Here is a 13,507-nt window from a genome sequence, read left to right as displayed (position 1 = left end):
ATTATAACAACAGGGGGTAAACCAGATGTCCATCAAAAAAATGAGCGCCGTGTTTTTCATACTGCTTCTCACGGCATTTACCGCCGCATGCAGCAGCGAAACGAGCGGCGGCCAGGAAAGCAGCACGGCGAAAGTGAAAATAAAAGAGACGGCATGGGCCGCTTCAGACGATACTGAACATCCGGCCGCGCTGAAAGTAACGGTCACCGTCAAAAATACGGGCAAAGACCCGCTTACCGTCAAAAGCAGCGACTTCTCGCTTTATCAGGATGACGCGAAAACAGCGGCGGCCGATAAGGATGACCAGATGCAGAGCGGCACGCTTCATGCGGGCAAGACAGTGACCGGCAATCTGTACTTCACGGCTGACGAAGGCAAATCATATGAATTGGTATATCAGCCGCAGGCAAAAGACGCGAAGCCTTTATCTTATAAACTGGAAGTCAAAGGCACAGCCTCAAACGCAAAACCTGACCCGGCGGACGCATTATCCGCATACATTGATGTGATGCTGTACGGCAAGCACAATAAAGATTTCACCCGCCTGACCGGTGTAAATGAAAAAATGACGGCCGCCGCATATCAGGAATCGGCGAAAGCCAGCTTTATCGCTTCTGCAGGCATTTCACAAGAACAGGCGGATTCAAAAGCCATTTCCGCTATTATTGACGCCATGTCATCAGCGCTTCGGGATAACACAGAGCTCAAGGTGCATACCAAATCCATGTCAGGCAAAAAAGCCGTCCTTGAAGCAAAAGTGACGCCGCTTGATATGTCTCCGCTCGCGGGCCAGCTGCAAGACCGCGTGCAAGACTATGCCGGAAAGCACCCCGATGCTGATGAAAACGAAATTGTCAGCCACCTGCTTTCTGTCTATCCGGAAGAGTTTATGCGCCTGAAACCGGCTTCTTCTTCCGTAACAAGAGAAATCGAGATGAAGAAAAACGCCCGCGGCCAGTGGTATCTGGATACAGACGCCGATCTGGAAGGATTGACAGAAGCGTTTTTAAAAACGTCCTGACAGCAAGAAAGGAAATAGCGCAGGCTATTTCCTTTTTTTATTTTCACTTGAAGATGTCACTGATATATTGAACCTCATCCTCGGTCAATTGCACATCAAGCGCGCCCAGATTGTGTTTCAGCTGGCCGGGGCGTTTGGCTCCGGGAATGATCGCATCCACCGCCGGCTGCGACAGAAGCCACGCGAGTGCGATATGCGCTGTCTGCGCCCCTTTTTCTTCCGCAACGGCCCGAAGCTTATCCACTCGCTCCAGGTTTTGGTGAAAAGCTTCTCCCTGAAACGGCGGCCTGTTTTTTCGGCTGTCCTCAAAGACTGTGTTTTTTGTAAACTTTCCCGTCAGCAAGCCGGAAGCAAGCGGAAAATAAGGAATAAAAGAAATACCGTTCTTTTCACAATAAGGCAGCAGATCATGCTCCGCCTCACGCTGAATCAGTGAATATTCTGATTGAAAAACCTCTAAATAACCGTCGGCGTTAAACTCCTGCAATTGCCCGAAGCTGAGATTGGACGCGCCGATTGCTCTGATTTTCCCTTCGTCCTTCAGTTCTTTTAGCGTGCCCGCCACTTCGGAGAGCGGTGTTTTGCCGTCAGGGAAGTGGACGTAATACAAATCAATCACGTCTGTTTTCAGCCGCTTCAGGCTGTTTTCCGCCTCACTACGGAGAAATTCACGGCTGTTGTCCAGCTCGATTTGTCCGTTGACCTCTTTGTGCGCGCCTTTTGACGCAATCACGAGGCTGTCCCGCACGCCGCGTTCTGCGACAACTTCACCGATTAACTCTTCGGAACGCCCCAAACCGTATATAAACGCCGTATCAATAAAATTGACGCCGCCGTCCAACGCTGTGCGGATGAGTTCTTTTCCCGTTTCATCATTAAGATTCGGAAACAGATTATGTCCTCCGACCGCATTAGCGCCAAAGCCGATACGCTTTACCCGTAAATCCGTCCTGCCCAGCGTACGTGTCTCATCCATGGCTCAGGCTCCCTTCCTTTTATCGCTCTGTTTAGTATTAGATAACCGGTAAGAATTATCCTGCCCCGAGAGCATTTCTGCAGAAAAAACCTTGAAAAGCATGTGCCCTTCAAGGTTTTTTGGCTGTGTCTTAAGATGTCAGAGCTGCGGCGAAGCGTTCGGCTTCATCTGTGAGAGCACCTTCGATTTCCTTATAGCGGCTGGAAATCGTTGAGGCGCTGACGCCGTACTTCTTCGCCAGCTTAGCCTGAGAAACGGACGCGCCGTTCAGAGAAATACTGTTTACGTAATATTCGACCGCCGCCGCGAAAGCTTCCGGCTTTCTGATCGTCGGTGTTTTTTTGACACAGAACGTTTTCCACAGGTCAATAACGGCCGGAACCAGCTCAGCCGGGTATTCACCCCCGCTCAGGCCTTTTTCAATAGCGTCCGCCGTTTCCTTCTCCATGTCGTTCGCCCACTCCGTCTGTTTTTCTTCAGCAGCCTGCTCAGGCTCTTCCGCCGTTCCTAAAAGAGCGGCCAGCACAGTGTCGAAGTCCTCCTGCATAAAGCGCTCAGGCGATTTTCCTTCCGCAAGGGCCGGGGCAGCCGCCTTTTTCACTTTGCTGATTAGAGCTTCGGTCCGCTTCACAGGGAAGATCGTAAACTGCATGAAGAACTCCGCTTTTTCCGCTTCGTGGATCGGATAGCCGAGAATCAGGCTTCCCGCCGGCGGAAGATCCTGCTGGCTGACGTCCATTTCCACTTTGAATTGTTTCTTTGTCATCACATCTTCAAAGTGAATCATTCCTTCTTTCACATCTTCAAGCACCATAACCGCTGGTGTCATGCTTTTCCATGATTCAACGATTTCCCGTGTTTTCGGACGGTTGATGCCGCCGGCTTTTTTCTGAAGATATTCTTCAAAAATCGTCTTGCCGCCTGCCAGCGGACGGAAGAAAATTCCCCAGATACCGAGGTTGAAGACTCCGATGTCTTTAGTCTGTCTGTCCAGCTCCGTAATGAACTCATGCTGGTTAATAAATGATGATATGCCGTCTCTATGTGCTGTAAAGGCGTACTCCATTAAGCTTTCCTGAATCTGTTTCGCTTCTTTTGCCGCGATGTCTGCCGGGATGGCAGCTTCTTTGCTTCCGCAGCATTTTTTATATTTCTTCCCGCTGCCGCATGGGCAAGGGGCATTTCTTTTCACTTTTCCCACAATAAACCCTCCGAATTCTGATATAACTTTATTATTTTAACAAAAATAACTTCAGAGGGCTTGGTTTACGGCGAAAAAAGAATATGGAAGAAAAAAAGACCCCGGGATATTCTCATTCTCCGGGGCTTTGAAACTGTTAATTTGTATTTTGTCCGCCGCCGTTCAGACCTTCTTTAATCAGCCCGTTTACTTGGCTGTTCATCAAAAGTCCGATGTGTCCGACACCGTGAATCTGCACGTTTTTCCCTCCGATCAGTCGTGACAGCGGGTTCAAAACGATCAAGTCCGCTGAGCTGTAAATCGATGTATATAAAATCTTTTGGTTCGGATCAGTCCCCGGAAGCGCCCGGTTGGTCACAAGGCCGTTCGCTCCGCCGAGTGTGACGACGTTGGCGATTTTGTCTCCGCCGTCAAGATTTTTAATGTAATAGAGCGTGTTGGCGCCGCCCATACTGTGCGCGACGATATCGACTTTTTTCGCACCTGTTTCGCTGAGCACTTTTTTCACGTAATTGGACAGTCTCGGCGCATTGTGTCTGTTGTTTCCGGTTTTGTCTAAGAAATCAATGGCGTACATCTCTTTTCTTGACCAGCCTTGGGATGCCAAGTATGTTTTAATTCCCGCGAAGTTAAAGGACGCCCCGCCGATTCCGTGAACCATGACAACAGGGTTATGCCCTGAGGAGGCTTTCGATACGGTCGGCTGGAAGGCAAATACGGAAATGACGGACAGCATACAAACTGTAAGGATGACTAGGATTTTGCTTTTTATATGTTTCATGAACTTTCCTCCTGCTATGTAATATTTTTGCAGTTTTCATTCTATTAGAGAAGAAAAGGAAAAAATAGTGTATTTTTTACTGTTTTCAACAATTAAAAAAGAGCGGAAAAATGAGAAAGACGCCCCTTTCCCGAAAGCACGCTTATGCTTTAATACGGCATACCGACAAAGGAGAGAACACCCGGTTCTCTACTCCTAGTACTCATTGAAATAGGTTTGAATCCGCTTAGGATCATGCGTTTTTGTCAGCGCGAGCATGAGAAGAATCCGCGCTTTTTGAGGGTTGAGAGAGTTTGAAGCTGTCAAATGGTCTTTTTCATACTCTCGATTCGGTGTTACCGCCCCGTTTCCCGTCCTTGTGGAGCGGACGACCGCCAGCCCGCTTTTGACCGACTTTACAGCGCCTTTTAGCGCCGCATCAGACATTGAGCCGTTTCCCGGGGCTGCAAAAATAATGCCTTGCGCCCCTGATTTTGCGGCGGCTTCAAAGAGATAGCTTCCGTCATTTTGATAGCCGTATATAATATCGACCTGCGGCAGTTTATCAAGTTTATCTATCTTGAAATCTGTATCCTTCGTATGCTTTCGGGTCATGATGTTATTAAAATAGACGTCATCAGCAATTGTTCCGATATAACCCATTTCTTCCGATTTGAAAGTGTCGGTCGCGGTTGTATTGGTTTTTGTCACATAACGCGCCGAAGCGATTCTGTCATTTAATACGACAAGCGTCCCCTTGCCTTTCGCCTCAGGCGCAGCCGCTGTTTTTACCGCGTTATATAAGTTGGACGGCCCGTCCGCTCCGATCGCCGTGGACGGCCGCATTGACCCGGCGACAACAACGGGTTTGTCACTCTTGACCGTCAGATTGAGAAAGTAGGCGGTTTCCTCAAGTGTGTCTGTTCCATGTGTAATGACAATGCCGTCTGTATCATCAGACTTGAGCAGCTTGTTTACCCGTTTTGCAAGTTTCAGCAGTGTCTCGTTATTCATATTCTGGCTGCCGATATTCACAACCTGTTCTCCGCTCACATGCGCGGCCTCTTTTATCTCCGGAACGGCCTGAATCAGGGCACCAACTCCGATTGCCCCCGCCCTGTACTCCGTAGCGGACGTCTTTGAAGGAGCAGCGCCTGCAATTGTGCCGCCGGTGGCAAGAATTTTAATATTCGGAAGTCCGTCTTTTTTCGCAGAGGCTGCGGCTGCCATCTGGGGCGGTGTTTCTTTCGTTTGAGGAGATTGGGAGCAGCCGGCCGCGATGAAGAGCAGAGCCGTGATAAATGTAATGAAGGGCATGAATTGTTTTTTCATTCTTTTCTCTCCTTTTCTTTATTTATGATGATTTTCCTCTCACCGGTCAACGCGCTTGTCAGGCATTCTTCCGAAGAAAATAACCGTTAAAAAACCTTGACACCGTCATGCGAAATCAAGATAATAGACCAGTCACTATATTTTAAATTTGTCACAAATCAGTAAGGTGGGAACATTATGAGCTATGGAGATTCTCGTGAAAAAATCCTCGCCGCAGCAACCAGGCTGTTTCAGCTTCAGGGGTATTACGGCACGGGACTGAATCAGATTATTAAAGAAAGCGGTGCGCCGAAAGGTTCTCTTTACTATCATTTTCCGGACGGCAAAGAGCAGCTCGCCATTGAGGCTGTCAATGAAATGAGCCATTATATCCGTATGAAAATAAAAGAAAGCCTTGATGCCCATCCTGATCCGGCGGAAAGCATTCAAGCGTTTTTACAGGACTTATCACGGCAATTCACATGTCCGGAGAACTTTGAAGGGTTTCCTGTCGGTTTACTGGCTGCCGAGACTGCTTTAAAGAGCGAAAAGCTCCGGCAGGCCTGTCAAAACGCTTATCAGGAATGGGAGAATCTGTTCGCGGGCAAATTAAGATCAGCCGGTTTTTCTGATGAGAAAGCGGCGGAAATCAGCACTGTTCTAAATGCCATGATAGAAGGCGGCATCATTGTGTCCTTAGCCAAAAAAGACAAAATGCCGATCCTCCATATTTCTAAACAAATCCCCAACCTGCTGAAGACATAAAATACGAGAGACATGTACGTATAGAAAGAGAGGAGAATGATTTTGGAAAACGCTCAGCCTTCCAAACAATATAAAGTCATGCCGATCATGATTTCTTTGCTGACGGCAGGGTTTATCGGCATGTTCAGTGAAACGGCGCTGAATATCGCCCTGACTGATCTGATGAAGGAGCTACATATCACTCCTGCGACCGTCCAGTGGCTGACGACGGGCTATCTGCTCGTTCTCGGTATTCTTGTGCCGGTATCGGGTCTGCTTTTGCAATGGTTTACGACGAGACAGCTGTTCATCGTTTCACTCGTTTTTTCCATTATCGGCACGCTGATTGCAGCGCTTGCGCCGAGCTTTCCGTTTCTTTTGGCGGCAAGAATCGTGCAGGCTTTAGGAACCGGGCTGCTGCTGCCGCTGATGTTTAATACAATCCTCGTCATCTTCCCGCCGCATAAGCGCGGAGCGGCGATGGGGACGATCGGGCTTGTCATTATGTTCGCTCCTGCGATCGGTCCGACATTTTCAGGGCTTGTGCTAGAGCATTTGAACTGGCATTGGATTTTCTGGATTTCCCTGCCGTTTCTTGTGTTGGCTCTTTTATTCGGCATCGCCTACATGCAGAACGTGTCTGACATTACAAAACCGAAAATTGACGTGCTTTCCATTATTCTGTCTACGATCGGGTTCGGCGGCATCGTATTCGGATTCAGCAATGCAGGCGAAGGATCAGACGGCTGGTCAAGCCCGACGGTTATCGGTTCGCTCACTGTCGGCGCGATCGCGCTCATCTTATTTTCCATCAGGCAGCTGACAATGAAGCAGCCGATGATGAATCTGCGCGCTTTCCGCTATCCGATGTTTGTTCTCGGTGTCGTGATTGTGTTTATCTGTATGATGGTTATCTTATCGACAATGCTCCTATTGCCTATGTATTTACAAAGCGGACTGATGCTGACGGCGTTTACGTCCGGGCTCATCCTGCTGCCGGGCGGTATTTTAAACGGCTTTATGTCTCCGGTGACGGGGCGTCTGTTTGATAAATACGGGCCGAAGTGGCTTGTCATTCCCGGGTTTGTCATCACGGCAACTGTGCTTTCGTTTTTCTCAAACATTAACGGCGCTTCTACGGCGCTTCTGATTGTCGCGCTTCATACATGCCTGATGATCGGCATTTCCATGATCATGATGCCGGCGCAAACGAACGGCTTAAATCAGCTGCCGCCGGAATTTTACCCGGACGGAACAGCCATTATGAATACGCTCCAGCAGATGGCCGGCGCAATCGGCACTGCGGTGGCGGTCAGCATCATGGCTGCCGGCCAGAAGAATTATATGAGCACCGCGAAAAACCCGAATGATCCTTCCGCATACTCTCACGCGCTGATTGCGGGCGTCCAGCACGCCTTTATCTTTGCGATGATTGTCGCCGTTATCGGCTTGATCAGCGCTTTCTTTATGAAACGGGTCAAAGTGAATCATTCATAAGAAAACAGCAGACTCCCCGTGAGTCTGCTGTTTTTTTATATACCGCGCGCTTCAGCCAGTTCATCAATCGCATAGATCAGATCGTCAGCCGTGTTATAGAAATGAGGCGCCAGCCGGATGATTTGTCCGCTGGGTGCGCATACGATGTTTTTCCGCCTCAACAGCGCAGCCGTTTCCGCCGCTTTTTCATCCCGTATGGAAATCATGCCTGGTCTGTCATCGGCAGACTGCGGCCCTGTGAGGTTCAGTCCTTTTTCAGAAGCGTATTCATACGCAAATGCGCTGAGTTTTTTTACTTCTTGGTGAATGCGGTCTGTGCCGGCATCGTTTAATAGAGATAAAGCCGCCTGTGCCGCATATATGCTGATAAATGCCGGGGTTCCGGTCTCAAAGCGTTTGGCTCCGTCCGCATAAGAAAAACGGGTTAAATCCGGCATCGACGCCCGCTGCTGCCCGAACCATCCGGTGACTTTCGGCTTCAGCCGTTCGGCAAGTTCCTTTCTGACATAAAGAAACGCCGTTCCCGGTATGCCGAGCATATACTTTCTCGCACCCGCGGCCAGCATATCAACTCCCCATTCTTTTACATCAATCGGGATGTGCCCCGCCGATTGATAAGCATCGACAAAAAGAAGCGATCCCTTCTTTGCGGATATCTCGGCAATGCGCTTTATATCCTGGACAAAACCCGACGTATATGACACATGGGGCACACAGGTGAAAAGCGTCTGCTCCGATATGTACGTCTCATACCGCTCTAACGGGATCATTCCATCTTCAGACGGCACGACTGAAAGCTCCATCTCAGTCTGTGCCTTCAAAATGTGGGCGATCGCCGGAAAATCCAATTCCGTATACACCGCCTGTTTCATTCGGCAATCCGGTAAAGCAGAAACGACGGCAGAGACAGCAGCCGTTACTGAAGGTAAAACGGCGATTTCTTCAGGATGGGCGCCGATCAATTTCGCAAATTCACACCTTGCCTGCTCCGTACGTCCAATGGCTTCTTCCCAGTTTCCGCCATGCTGAAGCAGGCTTTCCTGATAGTCATTGACCGCTTTTGAAACCGGCAGGGCAAGAGCGCTTTGAGAGCAGCTGGCGAGCATCGTATGTGTGCGGAGCACCGGAAATAAAGATCGGTATTGCACCAGAGGCGAATTCAAGACATGTTTCCCCCTTCGGCAGGAATATATGTCCATTATAGAGTATGGTAAAAAGAAAAGGAGGGTTTTATATGGAGAAAAAAGTATTACTGACAGGCTTTGACCCCTTCGGCGGGGAAACGGTCAATCCTTCATGGGAAGCGGTCAAACGGCTGGACGGTTCTCATGAAGGCCCTGCCTCTATCGTATCCGAACAAGTGCCGACCGTTTTTTATAAGTCTCTTGCCGTGCTGCGCGAAGCGGTCAAAAAGCATCAGCCTGACATTATCATTTGTGTCGGCCAGGCAGGCAGCAGAATGCAGATCACGCCGGAACGGGTCGCGATCAATCTGAATGAGGCGCGCATACCGGATAACGAAGGAAACCAGCCTGTCGGGGAAAACATTTCTCAAGAGGGTCCCGCGGCCTATTGGACCGGCCTTCCGATCAAACGGATCGTTGAGGAAATCAAAAAGGAAGGCATTCCCGCGGCTGTATCCTACACGGCGGGGACGTTTGTATGCAATCATCTCTTTTACGGGCTGATGGATGAAATCGCCCGCCATCATCCGCACATCCGCGGCGGGTTTATACACATCCCGTACATTCCGGAGCAAACCTTGCAGAAGTCTGCGCCGAGCCTCAGCCTGGATCTCGTGACAAAAGCGCTCAAAATCGCCGCGGTGACCGCCGCGGCGCATGAGGACGATATTGAGACCGGCGGAGGCGAGCTTCACTAAGCGGCAGACACCTCGGCCCATTTCTTCCGGTAAACGATGCGGGACAGCGTCACACTGATTTCATAGAGGACGAGCAGCGGAATCATGACGAGAAAGTCAGACATAAAATCCGGAGGCGTAATCAGCACCGAGACGACGATCAGCAAAAAATACGAAAGCTTCCGCGCCTTTGCCAGCCGGGTTGGATTCACGATTCCGAGCCGTGTCAGAAACATGACGGCCAGAGGCATTTCAAACAAAAATCCGAACGGCAATGTAAGATTCAGCATAAAGGTAAAATACTTGTCCGCCGTAAATACCATGTCAAAATGGCCGGCGGATAATTGTGTTAAAAATCCGAGCACAATCGGAAACAGCACAAAATACCCGAAGGAAATTCCGATAATAAACAAAAGCGAAAGCCCCGGAATGTAAAGCAAAGCGGCGCGGCGTTCGAACGGGGTCAAAGCCGGCGCCGTAAAACGCCAGAGCTGAAAGGCCGCAACCGGAATCGCTGCCGTAAGGGCGCATATTCCCGCAATCATCATATACACCCATAAAATCTCGCTCGGCCCTAAAACGGCCAGCCTGCCATGCAAATCCTTGATCAGCCAGTCATAAATATCCTGCACAAACCAGCAGGCGCCGATAAAAAACACGAGAAAGGCGATAACGATTTTAATGAGACGCTGCCGGACTTCCTCTAAATGCCCGATCAAGTGGGTTTCTTTTTTATCCAATCGTACATCCTCCTTATAGAGAAAGAGGCAGAAGCGGATTCGTCTGCCCCCATGTCAGGATTCAGCCTGCCGTTTTGTCTTTCTCAGCCGTCTGCTTGTCCGGCTCTTCATTTGAGACCAATGTTTTTGCGGCGCTTTTAAATTCAAGCAGCGTGCGGCCGGCGGCACGGCCGATTTCCGGAAGTTTTGAAGGTCCGAAAATGATGAGAGCGATGACGAAAATCAGGATCAACCCGGGAATGCCGATATTTGAAAACATGAGTGTGCCTCCTTATTGTGAGATTTTGGCCCGTTTCTTTCTCATTTGCTTTTCATGCGCATTGTTATGGGCGAAGAAACGATCCTCTTCCACCTCGTTTGACTGCTTTAAACCGCCTGCAACCGCCGCTTGAGAGACCTTCCGAATCCCCGTCTGGTCTTTCTGATAAATGAATGAAGCCCGCGTGGATACCTCAGCCCCCGGCTCCGTCACGTACGGCACCACTCTGTAATCCGCTCTCCATTGGGCAGGAGTCACCGTACAGCGGACATAGCCGCGGTAATCGTTGAAAAACTTAATATGCGGGTTTTGTTTTAAGATCTGATCCGTATCGGCCCGTTTATCCGCCCCGTTTCCTCCAGATGTAATGGAAGTCCCGACGAATTCGGCTCCGAAAATCTTTGAATTCGTTTGGTTAAAATCGGTATGCAGGTTTGACGCCCAGCTTGCGTGAACATCACCCGTCAGCACGATGACATTGTTCAGGTTTTTGCTTTTTATAAAATTGATGACCCGCTCCCGCTGCGCCGGGTAGCCGTCCCATGAATCCATGCTGTATATCGGATTGGCGGTTGTTCCGAAATTCCATTGCGCGAAAAAGATTTGCTGCGCCAGCACATTCCACTTCGCTTTTGAGGCGGCTAAATTTCCGAAGAGCCATTGCTCCTGTTCTGTCCCCATCAATGTACGCTTCGGGTCTCTCCACTCATCAGAAGGCGGCTTATTCCCGTCGCCGTTGGCCTGATCATCTCTGTACTGTCTTGTATCAAGCACATTGAACGATGCCAAATTGCCATAAGAAAATTGCCTGTACAGCCGCATATCAGGACCGTTCGGCAATGACATGCGCCTGAGCGGCATGTGTTCATAATAAGCCTGATAAGCTGCGGCCCTCCTGAGCACAAACGCTTCAACGGATTGGCCTTTTTCAGGGATAACATTGGCATAATTGTTTTCCACCTCATGATCGTCCCACGTCACGACCCACGGAAATGCGGCGTGGGCGGCTTTCAGATTGGCATCAGAGCGGTATTGGGCGTGACGGTTGCGATAATCTGACAGTGTGTACACTTCGGCGCTGCTGTGCGTCCTGACATTTCCCGTTTTTGACACATATTCGTTCGGTCCGTATTCATAAATGTAATCTCCGAGATGGAATACGAGATCAAGCTTTTCCTTCGCCATATGTTTATACGCCGTATAATAGCCGTGTTCATACTGCTGGCATGAGGCAAATGCAAACGTCATGGCCGATACGTCAGCGCCGGGAGCGGGCAGCGTTTTCGTCCGGCCGACGGGGCTGAGCTCATGCCCGCTTTTAAACCGGTAATAGTACACTTTATTGGGCTTGAGCCCGTCCGCCTCGACATGGACGGAGTGTCCGAGATTCGGCTTGGCCATTTCCGTTCCGCGTTTGACGATGTGACGGAAATGTTCATCTGCGGCGATTTCCCATTTTACCGGCACGGCCTGCTTCGGCATGCCGCCCCCATTCAGCGGGTCAGGGGCAAGACGCGTCCAGAGAATGACGCTGTCAGACAGCGGGTCGCCGGAAGCTACGCCGAGGGTGAACGGATAGTTTGAAAATTTCGGAGCGGCATTCACTTCAAACGCGCCGATGGATTGCGCGATCGCTAACCCGAGGGAAAGACCGGCGATTTTCCCGGCGCCCTGTATAAATGCGCGGCGGTCAAACGTATTGTTCTGAAAGCTTTTGTTCTCCAATTCCTTGATCCATTCATCTAAACGGCCGTCATGTGTCATGTCAGTTCCCCTTTCGTCTCATTGATCGCCCTTATTATAAAAAAGAAATGTTAAACCGCTATGAAGAAGTGTGAAGGGTTTGTAAGGCTGAAAAATGAACGGCGGGAGACATTTTTCACATTGTTTCGACAAACCTTGCCCCGCCGGGAGAAAACCCCCTCTGTTTCTTTTTGGCTTGTCATCCGTCAAGCGCACTTTTTTCCTATTTTTCTTCACAAAACATTAAAAAAACACCGTTCATTTTAAGAACGGTGCCCCCGGGATTAAAATGTATTGTACACGTTTTCGCACGTCTCACCTGTCGGCTGATAGAAGCAGTGGGATCTGAATCTGGCGACAAACGGCTGGCCATACCAAGTCTGCGGGCAGTTGCCCGGCGGCTTAAAGTACCACAGACTGAACTTAGCCGGCCAAAACCGTTCTCCGTTAATGTTCCTGCGGGCAAGCCTCCGCTCGGATTCACGCGGTCTCTGGTAAAAGTATCCGTGAGTCACCGCTTCAAACGCGTGCGGCTGAAACACCATCTGCCTGATGGTGCGCAGGCCTTTAAAATCAGAACAATTCGCCCGCACCCGATTGATTCCCACATTGCCGACCAAAAGCATTCCCTGCTTCCCTTCGCCTTCCGCTTCCGCCCTGAGCAGCCTTGCCATTAGATCGACATCGGCGCTCGACGCTTTTACGACTGCCATCATGACACCTCCCGTATTTTCTCCTTTCATCATATTCAACAGCGGCCCAGTGATGACAGCCAAAAGCCAGAAAACAAATGTTCACGAAAAAAGGGTTTATATTTCACGTTATGAGGAAACATACTAACATGATTTCCATAAGGAGGAATTCGAATGGAACACATTAAAGCGCTTGCCATTAAAGGCATTATGACCATCATTATTCTGTATCTGATACTCGGCTTAGGTTTTCGCTTTACATTCGGTGACGTGCTGCTGATGACCATTGTGCTGGGAGCCGTTTCCTACTTTACGGGCGACCTGTACGTGCTTCCGAGATGGAATAATATCACGGCGGCGTCCGCTGATTTCGGAATCGCGTTTCTTGTTGTCTGGCTGATGGGAATGCCGCTGTCCATGGGCATTTCCGGAGGAAGACTGGCGTTTGCCGCTCTCATTTCCGCCGTCATCATCGCCGTCGGAGAATATTTTTTCCATATCTATCTGATGAGAAAAGACTTGGGAGGGTCCCGTTTTTTAGAACCCCGGTCCGAATAATGTAAAAAAGGCCGGATAGCGGCCTTCAGCTTGTAGAGAAAATGATGTTTTTTCTGCAAGCTTTTTTGTTTTTTGCTGTTTCTTTACATATTCATCTATTTCAGGTGCAGAAAAAGCACTCCCGCATTGTAAAGTATAAACGCT

General features: G+C 49.6%; 14 protein-coding genes. 5 read left to right on the top strand and 9 right to left on the bottom strand.

Annotated features, from left to right (window positions below; translation table 11 throughout):
• Nucleotides 1-25 precede the first annotated feature (25 nt).
• Nucleotides 26-1,021, top strand: coding sequence for a DUF5105 domain-containing protein (locus L3V45_RS01480; RefSeq protein ID WP_236837228.1), 996 nt, complete (start codon nucleotides 26-28; stop codon nucleotides 1,019-1,021).
• A 43-nt stretch (nucleotides 1,022-1,064) separates the two neighbouring features.
• On the opposite strand, the gene L3V45_RS01475 is transcribed toward L3V45_RS01480, so the two are convergent.
• The 4 genes from L3V45_RS01475 to L3V45_RS01460 form a co-directional block, all read right to left on the bottom strand.
• On the bottom strand, nucleotides 1,065-1,997 hold the full coding sequence (locus tag L3V45_RS01475) for an aldo/keto reductase (protein ID WP_154303211.1): 933 nt from the start codon (nucleotides 1,995-1,997) through the stop codon (nucleotides 1,065-1,067).
• A 130-nt stretch (nucleotides 1,998-2,127) separates the two neighbouring features.
• Nucleotides 2,128-3,198: a helix-turn-helix domain-containing protein gene (locus tag L3V45_RS01470; RefSeq protein WP_095318543.1), complete on the bottom strand. Its 1,071-nt coding sequence runs from the start codon at nucleotides 3,196-3,198 to the stop codon at nucleotides 2,128-2,130.
• Between the two features lie 136 nt (nucleotides 3,199-3,334).
• Nucleotides 3,335-3,979 carry a lipase EstA gene (locus L3V45_RS01465; RefSeq protein ID WP_003156672.1) on the bottom strand — a complete coding sequence of 215 codons (645 nt, stop codon included), beginning with the start codon at nucleotides 3,977-3,979 and terminating at the stop codon, nucleotides 3,335-3,337.
• Nucleotides 3,980-4,174: 195 nt separating this feature from the next.
• Nucleotides 4,175-5,290 carry a type II asparaginase gene (locus L3V45_RS01460; protein WP_003156675.1) on the bottom strand — a complete coding sequence of 372 codons (1,116 nt, stop codon included), beginning with the start codon at nucleotides 5,288-5,290 and terminating at the stop codon, nucleotides 4,175-4,177.
• Nucleotides 5,291-5,467: 177 nt separating this feature from the next.
• On the opposite strand from L3V45_RS01460, the gene L3V45_RS01455 reads away from it, so the two are divergent.
• Nucleotides 5,468-6,034, top strand: a complete 567-nt coding sequence (locus L3V45_RS01455) for a transcriptional regulator LmrA (protein ID WP_003156676.1) — start codon at nucleotides 5,468-5,470, stop codon at nucleotides 6,032-6,034.
• 36 nt (nucleotides 6,035-6,070) lie between these two features.
• Nucleotides 6,071-7,510, top strand: a complete 1,440-nt coding sequence (lmr(B), locus tag L3V45_RS01450; protein WP_032857817.1) for a lincomycin efflux MFS transporter Lmr(B) — start codon at nucleotides 6,071-6,073, stop codon at nucleotides 7,508-7,510.
• 35 nt (nucleotides 7,511-7,545) lie between these two features.
• Here the strand turns inward: lmr(B) and L3V45_RS01445 are convergent, their stop codons facing one another.
• Nucleotides 7,546-8,673 (bottom strand): aminotransferase class V-fold PLP-dependent enzyme, encoded by a 1,128-nt coding sequence (locus L3V45_RS01445; RefSeq protein WP_052587083.1) that lies wholly within the window; start codon nucleotides 8,671-8,673, stop codon nucleotides 7,546-7,548.
• A gap of 71 nt (nucleotides 8,674-8,744) precedes the next feature.
• On the opposite strand from L3V45_RS01445, the gene pcp reads away from it, so the two are divergent.
• Nucleotides 8,745-9,392 carry a pyroglutamyl-peptidase I gene (gene pcp / locus L3V45_RS01440; RefSeq protein ID WP_015388741.1) on the top strand — a complete coding sequence of 216 codons (648 nt, stop codon included), beginning with the start codon at nucleotides 8,745-8,747 and terminating at the stop codon, nucleotides 9,390-9,392.
• Here pcp and tatC read toward each other — a convergent pair.
• The 4 genes from tatC to L3V45_RS01420 all read right to left on the bottom strand — a co-directional run bounded on the left by tatC (nucleotide 9,389) and on the right by L3V45_RS01420 (nucleotide 12,826).
• Nucleotides 9,389-10,111, bottom strand: a complete 723-nt coding sequence (gene tatC, locus L3V45_RS01435) for a twin-arginine translocase subunit TatC (protein WP_057080016.1) — start codon at nucleotides 10,109-10,111, stop codon at nucleotides 9,389-9,391. The genes pcp and tatC overlap by 4 nt on opposite strands.
• Nucleotides 10,112-10,172: 61 nt before the next feature.
• A complete protein-coding gene (locus L3V45_RS01430) occupies nucleotides 10,173-10,370 on the bottom strand; it encodes a twin-arginine translocase TatA/TatE family subunit (RefSeq protein ID WP_003156681.1) in 198 nt (65 codons plus the stop codon).
• Between the two features lie 12 nt (nucleotides 10,371-10,382).
• Nucleotides 10,383-12,134 carry an alkaline phosphatase D family protein gene (locus tag L3V45_RS01425; RefSeq protein ID WP_014304274.1) on the bottom strand — a complete coding sequence of 584 codons (1,752 nt, stop codon included), beginning with the start codon at nucleotides 12,132-12,134 and terminating at the stop codon, nucleotides 10,383-10,385.
• Between the two features lie 263 nt (nucleotides 12,135-12,397).
• Nucleotides 12,398-12,826 (bottom strand): cell wall hydrolase, encoded by a 429-nt coding sequence (locus L3V45_RS01420; RefSeq protein WP_003156683.1) that lies wholly within the window; start codon nucleotides 12,824-12,826, stop codon nucleotides 12,398-12,400.
• 153 nt (nucleotides 12,827-12,979) lie between these two features.
• On the opposite strand from L3V45_RS01420, the gene L3V45_RS01415 reads away from it, so the two are divergent.
• On the top strand, nucleotides 12,980-13,363 hold the full coding sequence (locus L3V45_RS01415; RefSeq protein WP_003156684.1) for a DUF2512 family protein: 384 nt from the start codon (nucleotides 12,980-12,982) through the stop codon (nucleotides 13,361-13,363).
• The last annotated feature ends 144 nt before the right edge of the window (nucleotides 13,364-13,507 follow it).

This window comes from Bacillus sp. R45 (assembly GCF_021729365.1).
Classification (GTDB): domain Bacteria; phylum Bacillota; class Bacilli; order Bacillales; family Bacillaceae; genus Bacillus; species Bacillus velezensis.
Note: the sequence above shows the minus strand (reverse complement) of the source record. Positions and strands in the feature narration are given on the sequence as shown.